General features: G+C 60.9%; 23 protein-coding genes and 1 pseudogene. 5 read left to right on the top strand and 19 right to left on the bottom strand.

The window, feature by feature from the left end; all coding sequences use genetic code 11:
- Positions 1–19: 19 nt before the first annotated feature.
- The 12 genes and pseudogenes from QA642_RS13045 to QA642_RS12990 all read right to left on the bottom strand — a co-directional run bounded on the left by QA642_RS13045 (position 20) and on the right by QA642_RS12990 (position 8,286).
- Positions 20–331 carry a chorismate mutase gene (locus tag QA642_RS13045; RefSeq protein WP_283085026.1) on the bottom strand — a complete coding sequence of 104 codons (312 nt, stop codon included), beginning with the start codon at positions 329–331 and terminating at the stop codon, positions 20–22.
- Positions 328–1,017, bottom strand: a complete 690-nt coding sequence (ureG, locus tag QA642_RS13040; protein WP_283085025.1) for an urease accessory protein UreG — start codon at positions 1,015–1,017, stop codon at positions 328–330. Before ureG ends, QA642_RS13045 begins: the two co-directional genes overlap by 4 nt.
- Positions 1,014–1,712 carry an urease accessory protein UreF gene (locus QA642_RS13035; protein ID WP_283085024.1) on the bottom strand — a complete coding sequence of 233 codons (699 nt, stop codon included), beginning with the start codon at positions 1,710–1,712 and terminating at the stop codon, positions 1,014–1,016. Before QA642_RS13035 ends, ureG begins: the two co-directional genes overlap by 4 nt.
- A gap of 24 nt (positions 1,713–1,736) precedes the next feature.
- On the bottom strand, positions 1,737–3,440 hold the full coding sequence (ureC, locus tag QA642_RS13030) for an urease subunit alpha (RefSeq protein ID WP_283085023.1): 1,704 nt from the start codon (positions 3,438–3,440) through the stop codon (positions 1,737–1,739).
- 12 nt (positions 3,441–3,452) lie between these two features.
- On the bottom strand, positions 3,453–3,791 hold the full coding sequence (locus QA642_RS13025) for an urease subunit beta (RefSeq protein ID WP_283085022.1): 339 nt from the start codon (positions 3,789–3,791) through the stop codon (positions 3,453–3,455).
- A complete protein-coding gene (locus tag QA642_RS13020; protein WP_283085021.1) occupies positions 3,788–4,363 on the bottom strand; it encodes a HupE/UreJ family protein in 576 nt (191 codons plus the stop codon). Before QA642_RS13020 ends, QA642_RS13025 begins: the two co-directional genes overlap by 4 nt.
- A gap of 10 nt (positions 4,364–4,373) precedes the next feature.
- Complete coding sequence (locus QA642_RS13015; RefSeq protein ID WP_283085020.1) at positions 4,374–4,676, bottom strand: urease subunit gamma; 303 nt, start codon at positions 4,674–4,676, stop codon at positions 4,374–4,376.
- A gap of 26 nt (positions 4,677–4,702) precedes the next feature.
- Entirely contained in the window at positions 4,703–5,491 is a 789-nt protein-coding gene (locus QA642_RS13010) for an urease accessory protein UreD (protein ID WP_283085019.1), read from the bottom strand.
- A 234-nt stretch (positions 5,492–5,725) separates the two neighbouring features.
- On the bottom strand, positions 5,726–7,000 hold the full coding sequence (locus QA642_RS13005) for a beta-propeller fold lactonase family protein (protein ID WP_283085018.1): 1,275 nt from the start codon (positions 6,998–7,000) through the stop codon (positions 5,726–5,728).
- A 69-nt stretch (positions 7,001–7,069) separates the two neighbouring features.
- On the bottom strand, positions 7,070–7,222 hold the full coding sequence (locus QA642_RS13000) for a cytochrome P460 family protein (protein WP_283085017.1): 153 nt from the start codon (positions 7,220–7,222) through the stop codon (positions 7,070–7,072).
- A 56-nt stretch (positions 7,223–7,278) separates the two neighbouring features.
- Positions 7,279–7,653: pseudogene (locus tag QA642_RS12995) on the bottom strand (cytochrome P460 family protein); the annotation flags it as partial.
- A 24-nt stretch (positions 7,654–7,677) separates the two neighbouring features.
- Positions 7,678–8,286, bottom strand: a complete 609-nt coding sequence (locus tag QA642_RS12990; RefSeq protein WP_283085016.1) for a cytochrome P460 family protein — start codon at positions 8,284–8,286, stop codon at positions 7,678–7,680.
- 630 nt (positions 8,287–8,916) lie between these two features.
- Here QA642_RS12990 and QA642_RS12985 point away from each other — a divergent pair.
- From QA642_RS12985 to QA642_RS12970, 4 genes are read left to right on the top strand one after another with little or no spacing between them, the layout of a single operon-like run.
- The gene (locus tag QA642_RS12985) at positions 8,917–9,534 is read left to right on the top strand and encodes a sulfite oxidase-like oxidoreductase (protein WP_283085015.1); all 618 of its coding nucleotides are present in this window, start codon (positions 8,917–8,919) and stop codon (positions 9,532–9,534) included.
- Positions 9,521–10,282, top strand: a complete 762-nt coding sequence (locus QA642_RS12980) for a ferredoxin reductase (protein ID WP_283085014.1) — start codon at positions 9,521–9,523, stop codon at positions 10,280–10,282. Before QA642_RS12985 ends, QA642_RS12980 begins: the two co-directional genes overlap by 14 nt.
- 5 nt (positions 10,283–10,287) lie before the next feature.
- On the top strand, positions 10,288–10,554 hold the full coding sequence (locus tag QA642_RS12975) for a DUF6510 family protein (RefSeq protein WP_283085013.1): 267 nt from the start codon (positions 10,288–10,290) through the stop codon (positions 10,552–10,554).
- 46 nt (positions 10,555–10,600) lie between these two features.
- The gene (locus tag QA642_RS12970; protein WP_283085012.1) at positions 10,601–10,819 is read left to right on the top strand and encodes a hypothetical protein; all 219 of its coding nucleotides are present in this window, start codon (positions 10,601–10,603) and stop codon (positions 10,817–10,819) included.
- A 26-nt stretch (positions 10,820–10,845) separates the two neighbouring features.
- Here the strand turns inward: QA642_RS12970 and QA642_RS12965 are convergent, their stop codons facing one another.
- From QA642_RS12965 to QA642_RS12935, 7 genes are all read right to left on the bottom strand, one after another.
- A complete protein-coding gene (locus tag QA642_RS12965) occupies positions 10,846–11,778 on the bottom strand; it encodes an AraC family transcriptional regulator (protein WP_283086872.1) in 933 nt (310 codons plus the stop codon).
- A gap of 346 nt (positions 11,779–12,124) precedes the next feature.
- On the bottom strand, positions 12,125–12,739 hold the full coding sequence (locus QA642_RS12960; RefSeq protein ID WP_283085011.1) for a response regulator: 615 nt from the start codon (positions 12,737–12,739) through the stop codon (positions 12,125–12,127).
- 2 nt (positions 12,740–12,741) lie between these two features.
- Positions 12,742–14,415 carry an ATP-binding protein gene (locus QA642_RS12955; protein WP_283085010.1) on the bottom strand — a complete coding sequence of 558 codons (1,674 nt, stop codon included), beginning with the start codon at positions 14,413–14,415 and terminating at the stop codon, positions 12,742–12,744.
- Positions 14,416–14,961: 546 nt separating this feature from the next.
- Positions 14,962–15,477, bottom strand: coding sequence for a DUF417 family protein (locus tag QA642_RS12950; RefSeq protein ID WP_283085009.1), 516 nt, complete (start codon positions 15,475–15,477; stop codon positions 14,962–14,964).
- A gap of 195 nt (positions 15,478–15,672) precedes the next feature.
- On the bottom strand, positions 15,673–15,927 hold the full coding sequence (locus tag QA642_RS12945; protein WP_283085008.1) for a hypothetical protein: 255 nt from the start codon (positions 15,925–15,927) through the stop codon (positions 15,673–15,675).
- A gap of 209 nt (positions 15,928–16,136) precedes the next feature.
- Positions 16,137–16,622: a sigma-70 family RNA polymerase sigma factor gene (locus QA642_RS12940; protein WP_283085007.1), complete on the bottom strand. Its 486-nt coding sequence runs from the start codon at positions 16,620–16,622 to the stop codon at positions 16,137–16,139.
- A 170-nt stretch (positions 16,623–16,792) separates the two neighbouring features.
- The gene (locus tag QA642_RS12935; RefSeq protein ID WP_283085006.1) at positions 16,793–17,158 is read right to left on the bottom strand and encodes a response regulator; all 366 of its coding nucleotides are present in this window, start codon (positions 17,156–17,158) and stop codon (positions 16,793–16,795) included.
- Positions 17,159–17,688: 530 nt separating this feature from the next.
- Between QA642_RS12935 and QA642_RS12930 the strand changes: the two genes are divergently transcribed.
- Entirely contained in the window at positions 17,689–18,216 is a 528-nt protein-coding gene (locus QA642_RS12930) for a DUF417 family protein (RefSeq protein ID WP_283085005.1), read from the top strand.
- Positions 18,217–18,444: the final 228 nt, after the last annotated feature.

Here is an 18,444-nt window from a genome sequence, read left to right as displayed (position 1 = left end):
TGCGATGATATTCATCGCCCTAGCCGGCTCCCGACTCGAACTTCATCGCCTCATGATTGTTGACGACTTCTCGAACGACCAGAGCATGGAGTTTCTGGGTAAACTCCGGATCGAGCCCGCTCTGGGCGGCGAGCGTGCGAAGCCGCTTCAATTGCGCCGCCTCACGTCTGGGATCCCGAGAGGCCAGTCCATGTCGCGCCTTGAGCTCTCCGATCGCATGAGTACAGCGAAAGCGTTCGGCAAGCAGGTGCACCATCGCCGCATCCAGATTGTCGATGCTGCGGCGCAGTTCGGCCAGATCGCCGGCAAACTCCTGGTGAGGATCCGTCATCGATGGGCCGTCCCCGAGAGCGACGCGGCGGACAACCCGCCCTTTTGCAGAATGAAGCCCGCGATCTCATCGACACCATGGCCATTCTTCAGGTTGGAGAAGACGAACGGTCGCGCGCCACGCATCCTTCGCGCGTCCGCTTCCATGATCTCCAGATTCGCGCCCACCAGGGGGGCGAGGTCGATCTTGTTGATCACCAGCAGGTCGGATCGCATGATCCCAGGCCCCCCTTTCCGCGGGATCTTCTCTCCGGCGGCAACGTCGATCACGTAGATGGTCAAATCCACAAGCTCCGGGCTGAAGGTTGCGGCGAGATTGTCACCGCCCGACTCGACAAAGCAGAGCTCCGCGTCCGGAAACTTCAGGTTCATGTCATGGATCGCCGCCAGGTTCATCGATGCGTCCTCCCGTATCGCCGTATGCGGACAGCCACCCGTTTCCACCCCCATGATGCGCTCTGCTGCCAATGCCTGCGCGCGGGTCAGAATGAGCTGATCCTCCTTGGTGTAGATGTCGTTGGTGATCACATAGATCTCGTAGAAATCGCGCAGATGCTTGCACAGCGCCTCGACCAGCGCCGTCTTTCCGGAGCCGACGGGACCGCCGATTCCGACACGCAACGGCCCGTTGGTTGCCGAGACGCCAGGTGTGCGAAGCGACATGCTCTCGCGTTCAATCGTGTTCATGACCGAAACAACCTCGTATACTGGAGTTCGTGCGCGATGGAGGCGAGCTCGACCATCACGGCCGCCGAACCAAGATCGTCGACCGTCTCGCGGCTCGCCATTTCACTGCGCGACAGGATCGCCTGCTCGAGCGCCGCAATAGCGAGCTGACCATCGGTCTGACCGAGAGGCACCAAACGGACGCCCGCGCTCACCAGATTGGCGACGTGGCTGTGCAGGAATGCTGGAAGTGCGATGTCGACCGCTATCCGTTCGCGCGCGGCTCGCGCGCCGAGCAGGACGGCCAGCACGGGCGAACATCCCGGGTCGGAGAAAATATCCAGAATTCGATCCGGCCAAACACTGCGAAGGGTCGCAAGGCACGCCGACGATTGTTGCGCGGATTCGAGCACGAATTCCGATGTGCCGCGGGAAGCGGCCGCGAGTTCGGCCAGATCCGGAAGTTTGTCCTCGGCGCCCTCGGCGACGCATCGGTAGGCTTCGCTGAAAAAGATCGCCTCGTTTCGGCCGGAGCCATAGCAAAGGTCGGCCTCGAGCCAATCGATCAGGCTGCGCCGGTCGGAGACATAGCCGGCCTCCACAGCCCATTCCAGCCCGTGCGAGTAGCTGTAGGCCCCGTTCGGGAACGACGGCGAAAGCCAGCTCTGCAGCCTCAGGAATGCCAGCGCCGTATGTCCATAACTCTGGTCTGTCATCGCACCCGCCATACCGGCAACGCGTCAGTACATGAAATAGCGCTGCGCCATCGGGACCACATTCACCGGCGGACAAGTGAGAAGCCGGCCATCGGCCCGCACCTCGTAGGTTTCGGGATCGACCTCCATGAGAGGCAGCGCGTTGTTGAGGATCATGGAATGCTTGCCGATCGATCGCGTGTTCGATACTGGCAGGAGTTGCTTTGCGAGGCCCAGCTGTCTCGTCGTTTCGAGCGAAGCCTGACTGACGAAGGTCACTGAATTCCTGCCGGGAGAACGGCCAAAGGCACCGAACATCGGCCGGTAATATTCCGGCTGAGGCGTCGGTATCGATGCATTGGGATCTCCCATGATCGCGGCAGCGATCATGCCGGATTTCAGGACCATGTCGGGCTTGATCCCGAAGAACGCCGGATCCCAGACGACGATGTCTGCGAGCTTTCCGACCTCGATCGAACCAACATGGCGTGACATTCCCTGCACGATGGCCGGATTGATCGTATATTTCGCGACGTAGCGCCGGGCTCTGAAATTGTCGTTCTGCCCGGTCTCCTCCGGCAACCGCCCGAACTGCTTCTTCATCTTGTCGGCGGTCTGCCAGGTCCGTGTGATCACCTCGCCGACCCGCCCCATCGCCTGGCTATCCGACGATACGATCGAGAAGGCGCCGAGATCGTGCAGGATGTCCTCTGCGGCGATCGTCTCCTTCCGGATGCGACTCTCCGCGAACGCGACATCCTCCGGAATGCGGCGATCCAGATGGTGGGTCACCATCAGCATGTCGAGCGCTTCGTCGAGCGTGTTCGCTGTGTAAGGCCGCGTGGGATTTGTCGAGGCTGGTATGACATTCCTCTCGCCACAGACCTTGATGATATCAGGCGCATGTCCGCCACCAGCCCCTTCGGTATGGGCCGCATGGATCGTCCTGCCCTTGAACGCCGCTATTGTGCGCTCGACAAATCCGCCTTCGTTCAGGGAATCGGTATGGATCATGACCTGCACGTCCATGTCGTCGGCGACAGAGAGGCAGCAGTCGATCGCCGCGGGCGTTGCGCCCCAGTCTTCGTGCAGCTTCAGGCCACATGCACCAGCTTCGATCTGTTCGACCAGACCCGCGGGCACGCTCGCATTGCCCTTGCCGAATACGCCGAAATTCATCGGGAACGCGTCCAATGCCTCGAGCATCCGATGGATATGCCATGGTCCCGGCGTACAAGTCGTCGCCGTCGTCCCTGCGGCAGGTCCGGTGCCACCGCCCATCATGGTTGTCACACCGGAGAAAAGCGCTTCCTCGATCTGCTGGGGGCAGATGAAATGAATGTGCGTATCCATTCCGCCGGCGGTGATAATCTTGCCCTCGCCCGCGATAATTTCCGTGCCCGGCCCGATGATGATCGAAACACCCGGCTGAATGTCGGGGTTACCCGCCTTGCCGATGGCCGCAATGAGCCCGTCCTTGATCGCGATGTCGGCCTTAATGATTCCCCAGTTATCGAGGATCAGCGCGTTGGTGATGACCGTATCGACCGCACCCTGCGCGCGCGTGAGCTGCGATTGTCCCATGCCGTCGCGAATGACCTTGCCGCCGCCGAATTTCACCTCTTCGCCGTAGATGGTTAGGTCCTTCTCGGGCTCGATGAACAGATCAGTGTCTGCCAGACGCACCCTGTCGCCGACCGTGGGGCCGAACATCTGCGCATAGGCTCTGCGGCTCATCGTGTGGGACATGTCATCCTCGCCCTATTCGTTGAAGCCGGACGCATCGGTTCCTGATTCCAGAGGCCCCATCACGCTGCCGCTGAACCCGTAGATGCGCCGCGTTCCGCCGAACGGGATCAATGCAACCTCGCGCGACTGACCTGGCTCAAACCGCACGGCCGTTCCGGCCGGAATATCAAGGCGGCATCCACGAGCAGCGGATCGATCGAACGTGAGAGCAGCGTTCACTTCGGCGAAGTGATAGTGGCTGCCCACCTGGATGGGCCGGTCACCGGTGTTGGCCACGGCAATCGATAGACCCGTCCTGTCCCCGTTCAGGACGATGTCGCCGTCAGCCGCAATGACTTCTCCCGGAATCATGCCACGCCTCCGAGCAGCAGCAGCCCGACAAGGCCGGCACAAACACCCGCCGCGCGAAGCAGGCCTCTCCTGGCCGCACTTCTTCCCCAATGGCCAGCGACCATGCCAACGAGGAGAAGAACGGCGGTTGCCGTTGTGAAGCCGATCAAATAAGGAGCGAGCATCGAGACAGCTTCGGTTCCGTGTGCGTGACCATGGAAGAATGCGAACATTCCGACGGCCGCCGCGCCCAGCATGACGGGCATCCTGAATTCGAACGCAACGAACGCTCCCAGCGCCACCACCGAGAGGCTGATCGCCGCCTCCACAAAGCCCATCTGAAGTCCAGCGCTTGCCGCGACGAAGCCGCCCAGCATCGCGATCAGAAAGGTCAGCGGCCATACGGCTCTCGCAGATCCGCCCACGAGCGCGCTCCACGTCCCCACCAGCGTGATCGCAATCAGGTGATCCGCGCCGCTGAACGGATGGACGAGGCCGGCGTCGAACGAGCCGCCCATGCCAAGGACAGGATGCGCGAACGCCGGCGAGGCAAGTATGCTCAGCACAGCGGGGCAAAACGGGACGATACGCATCATCAACTCCCTATCGGATTGGGTTGTGCACCGGCACCAGCTTGGTCCCGTCCGGAAACGTCGCCTCCACCTGGATCTCGCGGATCATTTCGGGGATGCCCTCCATGACCTGGTCGCGGCGCAGAAGGCGGCCGCCCTCGGACATCAGGTCCGCGACCGACCGCCCGTCGCGAGCGCCTTCCATGATGGCATCCGAAATCAGCGCGATGCTCTCGGGATAATTCAGCTTGACGCCGCGCGCGAGCCGGCCACGCGCAACGATCGCGGCGAGGGCTATCATCAGTTTGTCTCGTTCCCGTGCCGTCAGATTCAAAATGCTTTCTCCACTTGGCCGGACTGCTAACAGGACCACATCTTCGGCACTCCGAAGGGACCGGATCCGAGTTCATGGCCGAGTTGATCGAGGAAGCGGCGCAGACCTCGCCTGAGATCCACGCTTGCAATCGCGGCGACCCGGATCACGATGATCGCGCCGACGATCGTGACGCCGTACGCGCATTCCAGGGAGGCGCCGATCTCGCGCAATCTCTCGAGCCGGCCCTCGGGACGCGGACCGAAATAGATCATTGTCGCGATCGCCCGCCAGTTCGAGAGAAGGGCCGTCCTCGAAAGCTGCGGGAACGTCGAATCCGACGCGAGGAAACCGTCCGCCCACACCAGACGGCCGTCGACCCTGATGCGCCAACTGTCCTGGACAAGTCCGCCGAGAACCTCCTCGCCGCTCTCGATGCGGCCAAGAACCAGCCACTCGAGTGCAATCAGCTCGGCGCCAGAGCTCACGTCGATCTCGGTCTGCCGCACGATGCGCGCCCGATTGAAGACGATCGTCTCCTGGGGAAGCCACGCCAGCCGAGCATTTCCGTCAGCCCTTAACCGGGTCAGGATTCGGGCAGGCCGATCCAGCGCCCGATAAATCTTCTCCGCAGCCTGCGTGGTCACCGCGACCGAGGCAGTCCCTTCAGCGACCACCTCGACCCTGATCTCATCGCCGCCCGCAACACCGCCCGAGCTGTTGATGAGGACCGCTTCCTTGCAGCGCCCCTCGTCGGCATTCGGGAAGGCAACGGCCACCGGAAATTTCTGATAGACGTCAACGACCTCCGTGCCGTTCGCGGCGCCGGAGAACACAACATGAGCTTTCCCGACAGCGCGCTGCAGATCGAACTTTTCCGTGGCGCCCCGCCTTTCTCCCGGATGGCCGGGATGAGCTGCGGACGTACCGCGAGAGCGCTCGTGAAGTGCTTCAAACATCCGTTTCGGGGCTCATGATTGATCTTGTGTGTCGCGCATGTCGGCGGGAGAGAGGCCGGGCGCGGAGCGGCAATGCCGACCACGCCCCGGCCTTGTGTCGCGAAACCGGGATCAGAATCCCGCAAGCCCCTGGGGGCTGTTGTACGGAATCTTGACGCTGCCGATCTCCTTCAACGAGCCGTCCGGCTGGGTGCTGTAGCTGACCAGCTTCGAGGCGTTGCCGTAGATCTGATAGAGATAGGCGCCGTCCGGCGTGATCCAGTTGTCGCTGGGACCGCTCGTCACGGTTCCGTTCAATCCCCGCGCGGTGCCGTCGCCAGGAACCTTCGGACATGCCGGATCGCACGCAATCTCGAGGCCGCTACCATTAATGCGGTAGCTGCTGATGTTGCTGTAGCCGAAATTCGTCGCGTAGATCGTGCGATCATCGGGAGCGATGGCCAGCCAGCACAGCTCGGTGGGCACACCTGCGCTGGTGTCGATCTTGACGAGCGGGCCAATCTCGATTGAGCCGTTCTTCTGGATGGTGCAAATGGAGCAGCCGTCGCCGACGGCATAGCCGATCACGAACGTATTCGGGCGCTGATGCAGGAAGGCGATGTAGAATGGAGAGCCGGCTTTCGCATCGTAGAACCTGACCGTGCCGAGCGAGCCGTCCTTTTGCAGAGCGAACACGGCGAGGCCGTCCGGATCCGGCGCATTCGAAGCGATCGAGTGCAGCGCACCGCCGGCCCGCTGGACCCAGAGAATGGGTGAGCCGTCCGGATACAAGCCCGTCAGCGCAATCGGCTCATCGAAAGTGGTACCGACGAGGACCAACTCCTCGTTCGGCGAGACCACGACCATGGTGGAGACACGGTTCCGCTTGCTTGAGGTGTTCACCGTGTATCGTTCGGGCCGCGGCTTCAGCATGCCTTCGGCGTTGACCGACATCAGCCGAAGGTGATCCGGCCCGAACGAGTGCAGCACAAACAGCGTGCGGGTCGACGGAGAGAAGGCAAGCGATTTGGCCGTGCCGCTCCTTCCCTCGACGGGGTTCCCGGTCGACTTCACGTCGAGCAGGTTTGGGCGGCCGTTGCCGTCCAGGCGGAAGCTCGAAACGGAGTTGTCTCCACCATTGGTGGCAAACATGAAGCGCCGATCGGATGTGATGATGACGCTCCCGGCGCCTTCGAAGGAATTGGGAGCGCTGTCCTGACCGCTGATCGGCTTGAACTCGCCGGAGCCGGCACCGCCCGTCTTGATCCGTTCAACCTCCACCAGCTTGCCGTCAGCCTGTCGGTTGTAGTGAATAATGGCATTCTCGATCTCGTTGGTCTGGATATAGAGATGGCCAGCCTGCCCTTTCGACATTCCCATCTCACTCATCGTCGCCTCTTTAGCCATCTCTCGCTCCTTTGATGATTGGCCTTGGTTAAATCGAATGACTTTCGGTGACCCGGACCTGCAGCATTGCTATTGCTTCAACGGAGGGTATCCATCGACGTAAACCCAGTCGGACGCCCGTGCCGGCACGTGGCACGCCTGGCATTGGGCCTTGAAATTCGTCGTCGTCGTTTTTGAGCGATCGCCCGCGTCGAACCAGGACCATCCCAGCCGTCGCCCCACAGTGCGCTCTCCGGGTGACTGTTTGCGGTGTCCTTCACCATGACGAACCAACCCTTCAAGGCGTCGGCGCGGCTGACGGAACCGGTCGTCATTTCCGAGGTTGCCGCCTTGAACACCTCCTTGATCAGCACCGCGCCGCCCGGAAAGCGCTTGTCCTTCCGATAGGCATCGATCGCTCCCGGCGAGGCGTAGACGACGTGAAACTCTTTCGAGCCGCGGCCGTCCTCCGCCGCAATCGCCCAGCTTCCCAGGAGCTGATAGGTCGTACGATAGTCGTCGGGCACATGCAGATGCCCGTCGCGATCGGCGACACTCACACCGCGCGAGACACCATCCGCCGCGTCCGCGCGCAGCGCTGACTGCCTGATCGCGGACCCGATCCCAAGGATCACGACGACCGCGGCGACACAGGCGACTTTGAGGATCTTCATGCCGATCTCCCGCCGACTACGCCGTCATCGCGCGTCCTTGTTGTCCAGCAGCGGATAGAACTGGGTCCAGACCTCGTCCTTCTTGGCGTTGGCGATATGGCAATAGGCGCACTCGTCCTTCGACTTCACCTTGGCCATTGCCGCCTTCGGTTCGTGGTGATTGAAGTTGAAATAACCCCACCCGTTGGTATCGGCGAAACGCTTCGAGTCCTTGACGGTCACGTCGGCGCCGTTCCACTTGCCCGGGAAGTAGCCGCGCCCCGACGCTTCCGTTCGCGAGCCGTCGGCATTCTCCTGCGGCAACGTCAGCTGCAGCTCCTTGAACAGGATCGTCCCCTCGGGGAATTCGCCGGTCCTCTTGTAGATCGCGTACGAGCCCGGCTCGATATAGACGTTGTGAAACTCCGGGAAATTCGCCTGCCCGCCGTTGAGGGCATTCGGCGTCAGCGGCGAGCCGACATAGACCCATTCGTGAAAGTTCTTCGGCAGGAGCAACTGCCCATCCGCGGTGTATTCCGGCAGGTAGCGCGCATTGCTCTGGGCGCTGCTATCCTTGAGCGATCCGAAGAACAGGATTGTTGCGACCGCACTGCCTACGATGACCGCCGCTGTTGCCTGGACTCTCATACGCATTGTCTTCTCCGCGACTGCGGCCGAACGCGCGAGGCGCCGGCACGATTGACCTGTCGAGAGATGACTTAGCCAGTCGCGGAAGATCTTGCGCGCTGGGGATTGCCTCCGCTTTGGCCATCTTGATACATTCCGTGCCGATCTTGCGATCGGTGAAGAGGTTCACGCTTCGAAAGCAAGACGCACAGCCCAATCGGCGTCGTGACGGCAACGCGGACTGGCCAGAGAGACGAGCGGGAGAGTGCGAGATCAGCGGGTGGGGCCTGAAAGCCCGGCCGTTCTCAGTGATCATTCGTATCACCGAAGAACGCTTGCGACACCCGGAAGACGACATTGCCCTCAAATATGCCTGGCCGATGATGGAGACCGATTGGAAGCTCGGTCAGATGCGAAGCGCAGGAGACTAATGCGGCGGGAGCGCGCTTGAACCACTTCAGGGCGAAACCGCATCTGATATTGAAATAGTTCCTGCCTGCGCAGCCGCGATTGCTTCGTCTTTCGCGATATTGATGCATTCAGCACGACGGCCATCGACAAGGGATCGATCAAGGTTCATGTGCGCTTACGTGGGCTGCAGGTTAAGCCGACGCGCGTTGGGGCATCCTGCGCGTCACCGCACAAGGGCACGCTTCCATGGATCGACCTCCCGTTTCTCGCGACTTCAAGTCCAAGCGACATGCATCCGAAGCCGACCGGCTGCCGCCGGGTCAGTACCTGACGACCGACTTTCCGGTGCTATCCGCCGGCCCGACGCCGGAGATCCATGTCGCCAACTGGAAGATTGCGCTTCAACTCGGCGGCTCGTTGCTGGGGAAATGGACCTGGGACGAGTTCGAGGCACTGCCCCAGACTACGATCACGGTCGACATTCACTGCGTCACCAAATGGACGAAGCTCAGCACGGTCTGGCAAGGCGTCAGCTTCGACGATCTTCTCAAGGTGGTCGGGCTGAGCGAACCGCCGGACGCCTATGTCATGGCTCATTGCGACGGCGGATACACGACGAACCTTCCCGTGACCGACCTGGTCGCGGGAAAGGCGATGATCGCGACCCGCTATGAGGGTCTGCCGCTGGCTCCGGCGCACGGCGGCCCCGCGCGACTTCTGGTGCCGCATCTTTACTTCTGGAAGAGCGCAAAGTGGTTGCGAAGGCTCCGCTTCATGCCCAAGGACGAGCCGGGGTTCTGGGAATCGCGTGGCTATCACAACTATGGCGATCCCTGGCGGGAGCAGCGTTATGACGGCGACTGACGCGCCTTTGCGGCAGCCCAAAATCGAGTGGCAGATCGGTCGCGTGCAGGCCATTGTGGCCGAAACCAGCCGCGTGAAGAGCATCATCCTGTGGCCGTCGCGCTGGTCCGGACACTGGCCCGGCCAGCATGTCGACATACGGCTCACCGCCGAGGACGGCTATCAAGCCGAACGAAGTTACTCGATCGCATCGCCACCGGAAGAACAACTGCTCACCCTCACCGTGGAACGGGTCGAGGACGGTGAGGTTTCCCCTTATCTACTCGACGAATTGCGGGTTGGCGACGCTCTCGAATTTCGCGGCCCCATTGGACGACATTTCATCTGGAGCCAAACTCTCGGTGGACCGATTTGCCTAGTCGCGGGCGGCACCGGAATTACGCCGCTGATGGCCATGTTACGCCACCGCAACAGGTCGCACTCATACATACCGGCGTCATTGATCTATTCGGCTCGCAGCCTTGCCGACGTCGTCTACCGGGATGAACTCGATACGATGGCTCGCGGCGATCGCAACCTGCACCTGGTTTATGCGCTCACCCGCGAGCATCCGAGCGACTGGAACGGACATCGGGGGCGGGTCAACGAGGTTCTGCTCGTAGAGAACAGCTTCACGCGCGAGCAGAATCCCACGTTCTTCATTTGCGGTCCCACAGGGTTTGTCGAAAGCATCTCCAGCATGCTCGTGAAGCTCGGCTTCGACCCTCTCGCCATAAGAACCGAGCGTTTCGGTCCAATAGGAGCATGATCGCCATGGCAGACAACATCGCCGACCTCATTCTTGGCGGTGATCCCAGCACGCACTTGCTTCAAGAAGCCTTTGCCTTCGACATCACCCTGACGAAGGTCCGGTGCGCGGCATGCAACACCGTGTCCTGCCTTGGCGCTCTGGCCGTCGACGGCGGGCACCTGGAGGCGCTCGTCAAGTGCGCCGATTGCGGAAGCAATCTGATGCGGGCGACGCGAACTTCGAGGGGGTGTGTCCTTGAAATGCACAGTGCCCGGCACCTGTACTTCTGAACGCCGCGCCCGATCGCCCGCCAAGCTCCGAAATCAAAGACCCGCCATGCACGGTGAAGACGTCCACGTCACTGAAATCGAGCGCCAGATTGCCGCCGCAGAGGCGAACCTTCGCGAGTTGATCGAACAGGGCGCCTCATATTCCGCCGCAACGGGTGCGGAGCTCGTCGGCCAGCGAATCGACGATCAGGCCGCGCGGCTCGAGGTTCTGATCAGGCGTCGCGAAGAGCTTCTGCCGGTACGAGATCGCCGGTCGCCTCCCTAACTGATCTATCGTCCCTCGGGATCAGTTCATTCGAACTTCCTGCGATAGTCCGTAGGCGTCCAGCCTGTTGCTTTGCGAAAGGCTGAGCTGAAGGAGCTCGTTTGCGCATAGCCCAGGCTGAGTGCGATGTCCGTAATCGATACCGCGCGATCCGCCAGTCGCAGCTTGGCGAACTCCATGCGCCGCTGCACCTGGTACTGGTAGGCCGGGATCCCGAACGACTTCTTGAATGCACGGCAGAAGTGATGAACGCTGAGCCTGGCAAGCTCGGCGAGCTTCAGGAGGCAGACCTGTTCTCCCAGATGCTCCTCGACGTACTCGACCACGACACGCTTCTGCCAGCCCGCGAGACCTCCACGAATGACTGGAGCCGGCTCGCGGACGAGATCGTGGTCAGACCTGGAAAGCTCGTGGGCGAGCACGCGGCAGAGCGCCTCGAGGTAGGGCACGCAATTCGTCTCCGCGCTCTCAATCGCCTTTTTCAGCTTCGAGGCCGTCTCCCAGACCAGCGGATCGTCGAAGTATATTCTCGGCGCAAGCCCGGTCGCGCCGTCGTCGGGCTTATGAAGCGCCGCGGGATCGAAGTAGAGGAAGGTCACGTGCGCAGACGAGGCAGTCTCGTGCCATTCCTGATAAGCGCGTCCCGCCGGGACAAATGTCAGCCTATGCATAGAACCCGGCAGCTTCAACGAGCAGAGGCCATCGATGGAGGTCTCGCCCCTTTTACGTGCTCCCTCGTTATACAACGCAAGGAGATGTCTCGATCCCTGAAACCGAAATTCAATCCTGCTGCCGACCGGAAGGTGAACGCTCTCCGAAAACCACCAATGCCAGCCTGTCCCAAGGCGCTTCACCAGCTCGGAAGGCGTTATGCTGACCGTCGGATAAAGCGCCGCCTCGGACGGCCTGGAAGACAGCGTCTCGTGCACCGGCTGGATTGGCGAAGCGCAGACCGGCATCCGCGCCAAGCTCTCACTCGAATTTGGTACGTACATCCCCATCGTCGTCGCCCTGTTCTGCGCTCCGGATGGCCGCGCCCAATCGCCAACGAATTTCTGCACGGAAGAGATGCCCTGATCGCATGGATACAGGCGTTGAAGCCGCAAGCTGCAAGTGGCGTTACCTCTCCGGTCAACGCACGCTACCAACACGGCTGGCGGCACTGCACACGGACAACATGCTTTTCATCGCGCTGGCGGACAATCTCACGCTTGTGCTGTTTCAGCCCATACTTAGGTATGGGTGGCGCGCAGGGACGGCGCCGAGATGAGTCAGCACCATATGCCTTTTGCCGGAGGCAAAGCATCAGCACTGGAGTTGGAGCGCTTCAGCCATTCGAACGAGCATTGCTGCGGTTTTTGCCCCCAGCTTCCGCATCACGCTGCCGCGATGCATCTTGACTGTCGCTTCGCTGATCGAGAGCTCGCTGGCGACCTGCTTGTTCATCAGACCGGATGCCACCAGCGTCATCACTTGCCGCTCGCGCGCGGTCAGGAGCGAAAACTTCTCCTGCAACCGCGCGAGGTGTGCGCTGTCGTCGCGCCGATCGATGTCCTTTCGTATCGCGGCAGTGATCGCATCGAGAAGATCCTGATCTCGTATCGGCTTCGTGAGAAAATCGACCGCCCCCAGCTTCATGCCTCTTACGGACATGGGAATGTCGCCGAAAGCGGTCATCAGGATCACCGGGATTCCGACATTGATTTTTGTCAGGTACTCCTGCAGCTCCAAGCCACTCGTACCAGGCAATCTGACGTCGAGCACCAGACACGCAGGGGCATCCGACAGTTCAACCTTCAAGAAATCCGAAGCGGATCCGTACAACGCGACTTTGTAGTGCAAGGACTCAAGCAGGTCGCCCAGGGACTCGCGGACCGCGCGATCGTCGTCGACAATATGAACGACGCCGGAAGGAGGCATGTCTACCGGCTTTCCGAAATCTGAACCGCCTGGCGAAGCGGGAGAGCGAAGGTGAACCTCGCTCCGCACCTCCCGTTTTCTTCCACCCATAGCTGTCCTCCGTGGAGTTTCACTATCTTGCGGCAGATCGACAGTCCCAGTCCGAGCCCCGCCCCCTTTGTCGTATACAGCGTCTCGAAGACCCGCTCTCTATCAGCCGGGCTAATGCCACCCCCCGTATCCGCAATTGCCACGGAAATCATACCATCGGCGACCTCGGAAGAGAGGGCCAAAATGCGGTTCCCCTCCTCGACCCCGGCCATGGCCTCAATCGCGTTGCGCACAAGGTTGAGAGCGACCTGCTGGACCTGAACACGGTCCGCTTCGACACGAGGCGATGATCGATCGAAGTCGGTACGGACGATCACACCGGCTCGCTCGATTTCCCTTTTCGACAGAAGCAGAACCTCCGCAACCGCCTCGTTGATGTCGAACTCGGCAAAATGAACCTGCGTGCCCCGTACCAGAGACCTGACCCCGGTCACAACCTCCGCGGCGCGACGTGCCTGCTTGATGATGCGCGCGACCGACTTCCGGGCTTCCGCGGCTTGAACGGGATTCCTGGTGAGCCACCGGAGGCAAGCTTCAGCGCTCATGATCATCCCCGTCAGCGGTTGATCGATCTCGTGAATGATCGAGCCGGCAAGTTCGCCAAGGGACGTCAGACCCGTCGCCCGCGACAGCTCATTTCGCGCGTCGGCGAGAGCCTGCTCCGCCGCCTTCCGTTGCGAGACATCCGTGATGATGCCTTCCAACTCGAGGTCTCCCGTGGGCCCCTCATCGAATTGTCCGACGGCCACGACATGTAACTTCTTGCCGTCCCGATGGACCACGCGGTACTCATGGGTGAATGGCGACTTCGTGCTGATCGCCTCGGCGAGCGCCTGCTCCAGCGCGGGATAATCCTCGGGGTGGACCCGGCTCCTGAACACCTCGAAGGGCACGGGGTTTACGTCCAGGTCGATGTCAAAAATGCGGTAACATTCTCGCGATCCACGCGAGAGCATGGTCCGCGTATTCCAACGATAGCTGCCCATCCCCCCGATCTGCTGACCTCTGACCATCCACATATTGGTCTCGCGCAGCGCCTCGAACAGGCGGACGGATTCAAATGAGACGGCGGCCTGATTGGCAAGCATGGATATCACCCAGACGCACCGCGGCGTGAAGACATCCGCGTCTCCATCCGCTTCGAGATAGAGAACACCAATCGCCCAGTTCTGGTGAATCAACGGCAGGCACAGCTGGGCTATCTTTCCGAACGGCGGGTTCGCGGGGTCGATCAGTGCCGAGCTTTCTGCGTCGGCTTGCCTCACGACCGTTTGCTTTCGATCGAGCACCTCCTCGGCAAGGTCGCTCGGCAAGCGAAATTCGGCATTCTGCGGGAAGGAGGCAAGAAAGTTCGCCCTCTCGCGCGGGAAGCTCGCATCGGCCTTGGCAAGCAACTCTCTTTGCCCGCTAAGCAAGATCGCCCCCCGACTAGCGCCGGAATAACTCAGCGCCTCCGTGAGGAGAGCCTTGGCCAATCCCTGATAGCTGATTTCTCTCGAAATGGCCTGAAAGGCCTTGGCGACCAGATCCAGTTCGTGCGTCCCGTTATCAAGCCTCATACCGAGAAGTCTCGTCGTGACCATCATATCCAGACGTCTCGACGCTCACCCCGCGGCTTATACGTCGAGGGATTGGGACGAGAGCGCGTCAGTACGCCGCAACATGTAACGGGACTTGCGAACGTTGCCAAGTTTGGCTGCGGGGAGCCACGGTTCACGAACCCGCAACAGACACTTCCCCGCACATCATCGCACCACATTTTTTTCGAAGCAGGTGTAACCAATCCGACCGTTGCTCCGAATATCCACGAAAGTGCAGAAGGGCGGCTTTGCGCCCTGCGGATCGTCGGCTGTTCGGCCCCAATCGGAACGTCGAGACCGCTGCGACGCAGGTCTGCATCGGCACCGTCTACGCCGTCATATTTCGCCCTGGTGAACGCGACCTATCTGTTGCCGTGCCGGGAGGTCGTCGAACGGCCGGCGATTGAGGAGATCCCCGGCCAGGCGCGCATGAAGATACGCATGCGCATGGATTCTTGGCCACCCTGCTCGGCTTCGTCGCCGCGGCGGCCGTCTCGTTGTAGCATCCCATGTTCGCGCTGGCCATGATCTGCGTCTGTCCGGCCGTGTATCTCAAGCCTCAAGTCGCTTCAGGACACGCGCCGCGTCCTGCTTCAGAAGATACAACGAGACCGCAAGCAGTACGACATCCTTCATCAGGAACGGAACGTTGCCCGTCATCGCCGGAAAGCCTCCGGCTGACGCGTCCCAACCATCCGGCATGAACGGAATGATCGTGACTGTCGCGATAAAGGTCCCGGTAGATCCAAGGGCGCCCAGAATACCGAGGCGCTTGCTCCAGAAACCCGCGAATATCAAAGCACCAAAGGTCCATTCGGAGACACCGAGAAACCAACTGGCACCTTGATGGCCGAAGGCGGGGTAGAGCCACCAGATCAGGGGACCGTTGCTGATGAAGGGCTCCAGACGATCCGCCTCGTACGCCCACCATTTCTGATACCCGAAGAAGAAGAACAGGATCACCATCGACGACCGGACAATGTGATAATCCAGATCTCCCGCAAGCAACTCCGATATCGGCAGTGTGCTTGCGAACGATTTCCGCGGTACGCCCGTCGATGTACTCATTGTGTAGATCCTTCCGATTTTGACTAACAGCCCCCTGCGTGGTCGGCGTCTGGCCGAGATCGAGTAGAAGTCGGCAGACAAGACCATCGGACGCGAAGTCGAGATCGACCTGCGCGCCCGCTTCCGCCGCGAAACGGTTCGACGACAGTGTGCTTCATGCGCAGACCCATTGCTGCTTGCTGAACCCGGACTCGATCAGCATCCGCGGCAGATTCTCAGCTTCCTGTCGAGATCCGCATCCAGGCCTTCCTGCTTACGGTTGAAGTCCGTAATGCGCTTCTGTAACGCATCCTCGGCAAGCGAATTCGGCATGAATGCATCGCCACGCGGCTGCACTTGCACGCTTTCAGCGGCGCTCGGCGCCTTCGGTGACGGCGTGGGGAGAGGATCCGCCAGGGCAGTGAGGGGAATGGCGGCGAAGCTCAAGATGAGGGATGAACGGAGTGGCATGGGCGCGCCTCAACGCAGTTGATTGCCGAGAAGACACGCTGAGTATGCAGGATCTACGCGCACCTCGCTGTTCGTGGATTGCGCCGATTGAGGCGATATTGTCGGAATGTTTCCGGCTGCGCCTTCGGTGCGACCCAAGGTGCCGCTTGCGCGGGTCTTCGCTCCGGAACGACGTCTTGCACGGCCTCGGGGCCGCGGTCGCAATCACGTCAGGAAACCAACATCGCCAATTTCTTCAGCCCGCGGTGGATATTGATCTTGACCAAGGCCGCTGACTGGCCAGTCGCGCCGGACGCTCGCGCGATGCTAAGACCATTGAGCTTCACGAGACGGATCACGCTCTCTTGTGCAGGCTTGAGCCGACCGAGCAACTGGTCCAGCGCAGCAGCGCTGATGGCGGCACCTTCGTGATCCTCGACTGCGATTTCGTCGTCGAGCGAGAGTGCACTGTAGCGCGATGCATCGCGAACGCGATCGACCCATTTGTAGCGGGCAATAGCCGTAACCCAGGCGCCAAAGGGCTTCGACGGCGCGAAGGTGTGGCGTTTGGCATGAATGGCCAGAAGCACCTCTTGCCGCGCATCGTCGGCGGCCGGATATGGAAGCCGGCGCGCATAGTAGGCACGAAGCCAGAGATCCAGTTCCCGAAGCAACTGCTCATATGCGGCTTCATCCCCTCCTCGCGCAGCAAGCATGAGCCGGCCCCATCGCTCCGAGCAATCGTTCCATCTCTCCCAGCGGGCCGTTTTCCCGCGATCGGGTCGCGACGGAGCCCCATCCTCCCGTGAGGGTGGACGCTGCAGTTCGTCTCCGCCAAAGGATTGCGTTGCCGTGGAGGACGTGGTCTCGTCTCCCGAGAGCGCTTTCATCGCCGAAGGCTCCTGTCGAGACACTCAAGCAGCGCGCTTGTTTCGAACGGCTTCCTGAGAAGGCAGAATGCGCCGATCGATGCCGCGTCCGCATCCAGCTGCTTGTGAGGAAGCGCGGTAATGAGAATCACCGGCGCTCCGACCTTCTGCTCTTGGAGCTTGCGAACGAGGTTGAGCCCACCCATTCCGGGCATGTGAACGTCGGCGATGATGCAGTCGAAGCTGAACCGATCAACGTAGCTCAGCAGCGCTTCGGCCCTGTCAAACGGCTCGGAGCGGTAGCCGATCGATCGCATCAGATCCACCAAAGACAGGCACAGGGCCTCGTCGTCATCGACGACTCCTACGAAAGGGACCTTCACCTGACTTACCCTCGCAAGGCGCAACCATCATCGAAACGCGATTGCAACGAGGTCGACCGGCGCGCAGGACGCACGCCGTCCGACGAAGCGACCGTAACGCTCCATGCTTTTTCGCGAGAGGCGCATGTTTGGTCTCCCCCAATGAGGAAAGTCCAGTAGCTGCGCCAGGATTGGTTGCGCAGATGAGCCCGGAGCATGCGTTCGGCAAGTGCCCCCTACAATCTCACGATTGTGATGCACGAACCCATACTTTGGTATGGGTTCGCGGCGGCAACACGAGCAGCCCGGGGCGACACGGACACGCAGCAGCAAAACTTCCCTTCGTCTCACGACGTCGTTCGCAGACGACAGAACGCAAGCGAGGTCAGGTCACGCGGATGCCGGTTGCTCGCGGCCAACAGCGCAATTTTGAGAAACGCGCGATAACCCGCGCACAGCGCGCCCTTCGAAGTTCGGCTACCGTTCAGGTGACGATCAACAACGACGCCACCCCTGACTCCAATCCGCGATCTCATGTGAGACGACATCAGATGGACCATCTCATAAAGAAACTGTCCGAGCTAGATCTTGTCAGGGGCGATCTTGACTACCATGCCACACGTGTGGCGATGATCGTGATCTTCTTCGTCTTCAGTTGCCAGAAATGGTTCGACTACGAGGCGCATGCGTTGATTCCGTTCATCAGCCACGGGCCTCTGATCTTCTGGCTGTATCCGGTGTTTGGCGTGCGCGGCGCGGCCTACTTCCTGGGCTCTGCGGAATTGCTGTTTGGATTGCTTCTTCTGCTCGGTTTCTGGAACCGAAAACTGGCCATCCTGGGATCACTGGGTTCATGCGCGACCTATGTCGCTACCGTCACGATCATTCCGTTTTTCCCCGATGCCTGGGCTGCGCCGGCAGGCGGCTTTCCCGCGGCCACGTTGCCGTTCCTCTTCCTCATGAAGGACGTCGTGCTGCTTGCGGCTTCGGTCTATCTGCTCAAGCAGGACATCGTCCGGGCAGCGGCCGAAGTGTCCCCGGCTCAGAACGGGATTGTCCGGCAGGAAGCGATGCAGTAGCGCGTGGCAGGCGATCATGCAGAGCTGCGACGGACGGGCTCCTAGCTCATTCTCGACGTGAGCATAGGTTTGCGGCGCGGGTTTATAGACATTGACGCTGTCCACGCCGAACCACCTTTCGACGTATTTCCAACTCCACCGCGTTCGAGCTGACGGCCCTGAACTTCAGTCAGGTTGTTCGTCACTCAGAGTTCCCGATCAAATTCAAATCTGCCTGTAACGCTTGCG

Source organism: Bradyrhizobium sp. CB2312 (assembly GCF_029714425.1).
Lineage (GTDB): Bacteria > Pseudomonadota > Alphaproteobacteria > Rhizobiales > Xanthobacteraceae > Bradyrhizobium.
Note: the sequence above shows the minus strand (reverse complement) of the source record. Positions and strands in the feature narration are given on the sequence as shown.

Excerpts from the sequence above, each read along its gene's own strand:
- QA642_RS13045 (WP_283085026.1), bottom strand. The coding sequence starts at position 331 with ATGACGGATCCTCACCAGGAGTTTGCCGGCGATCTGGCCGAACTGCGC.
- ureG (WP_283085025.1), bottom strand. The coding sequence starts at position 1,017 with ATGAACACGATTGAACGCGAGAGCATGTCGCTTCGCACACCTGGCGTC.
- QA642_RS13035 (WP_283085024.1), bottom strand. The coding sequence starts at position 1,712 with ATGACAGACCAGAGTTATGGACATACGGCGCTGGCATTCCTGAGGCTG.
- ureC (WP_283085023.1), bottom strand. The coding sequence starts at position 3,440 with ATGTCCCACACGATGAGCCGCAGAGCCTATGCGCAGATGTTCGGCCCC.
- QA642_RS13025 (WP_283085022.1), bottom strand. The coding sequence starts at position 3,791 with ATGATTCCGGGAGAAGTCATTGCGGCTGACGGCGACATCGTCCTGAAC.
- QA642_RS13020 (WP_283085021.1), bottom strand. The coding sequence starts at position 4,363 with ATGCGTATCGTCCCGTTTTGCCCCGCTGTGCTGAGCATACTTGCCTCG.
- QA642_RS13005 (WP_283085018.1), bottom strand. The coding sequence starts at position 7,000 with ATGGCTAAAGAGGCGACGATGAGTGAGATGGGAATGTCGAAAGGGCAG.
- QA642_RS12990 (WP_283085016.1), bottom strand. The coding sequence starts at position 8,286 with ATGCGTATGAGAGTCCAGGCAACAGCGGCGGTCATCGTAGGCAGTGCG.
- QA642_RS12985 (WP_283085015.1), top strand. The coding sequence starts at position 8,917 with ATGGATCGACCTCCCGTTTCTCGCGACTTCAAGTCCAAGCGACATGCA.
- QA642_RS12980 (WP_283085014.1), top strand. The coding sequence starts at position 9,521 with ATGACGGCGACTGACGCGCCTTTGCGGCAGCCCAAAATCGAGTGGCAG.
- QA642_RS12975 (WP_283085013.1), top strand. The coding sequence starts at position 10,288 with ATGGCAGACAACATCGCCGACCTCATTCTTGGCGGTGATCCCAGCACG.
- QA642_RS12970 (WP_283085012.1), top strand. The coding sequence starts at position 10,601 with ATGCACGGTGAAGACGTCCACGTCACTGAAATCGAGCGCCAGATTGCC.
- QA642_RS12965 (WP_283086872.1), bottom strand. The coding sequence starts at position 11,778 with ATGCCGGTCTGCGCTTCGCCAATCCAGCCGGTGCACGAGACGCTGTCT.
- QA642_RS12960 (WP_283085011.1), bottom strand. The coding sequence starts at position 12,739 with ATGCCTCCTTCCGGCGTCGTTCATATTGTCGACGACGATCGCGCGGTC.
- QA642_RS12955 (WP_283085010.1), bottom strand. The coding sequence starts at position 14,415 with ATGATGGTCACGACGAGACTTCTCGGTATGAGGCTTGATAACGGGACG.
- QA642_RS12950 (WP_283085009.1), bottom strand. The coding sequence starts at position 15,477 with ATGAGTACATCGACGGGCGTACCGCGGAAATCGTTCGCAAGCACACTG.
- QA642_RS12945 (WP_283085008.1), bottom strand. The coding sequence starts at position 15,927 with ATGCCACTCCGTTCATCCCTCATCTTGAGCTTCGCCGCCATTCCCCTC.
- QA642_RS12940 (WP_283085007.1), bottom strand. The coding sequence starts at position 16,622 with ATGCTTGCTGCGCGAGGAGGGGATGAAGCCGCATATGAGCAGTTGCTT.
- QA642_RS12930 (WP_283085005.1), top strand. The coding sequence starts at position 17,689 with ATGGACCATCTCATAAAGAAACTGTCCGAGCTAGATCTTGTCAGGGGC.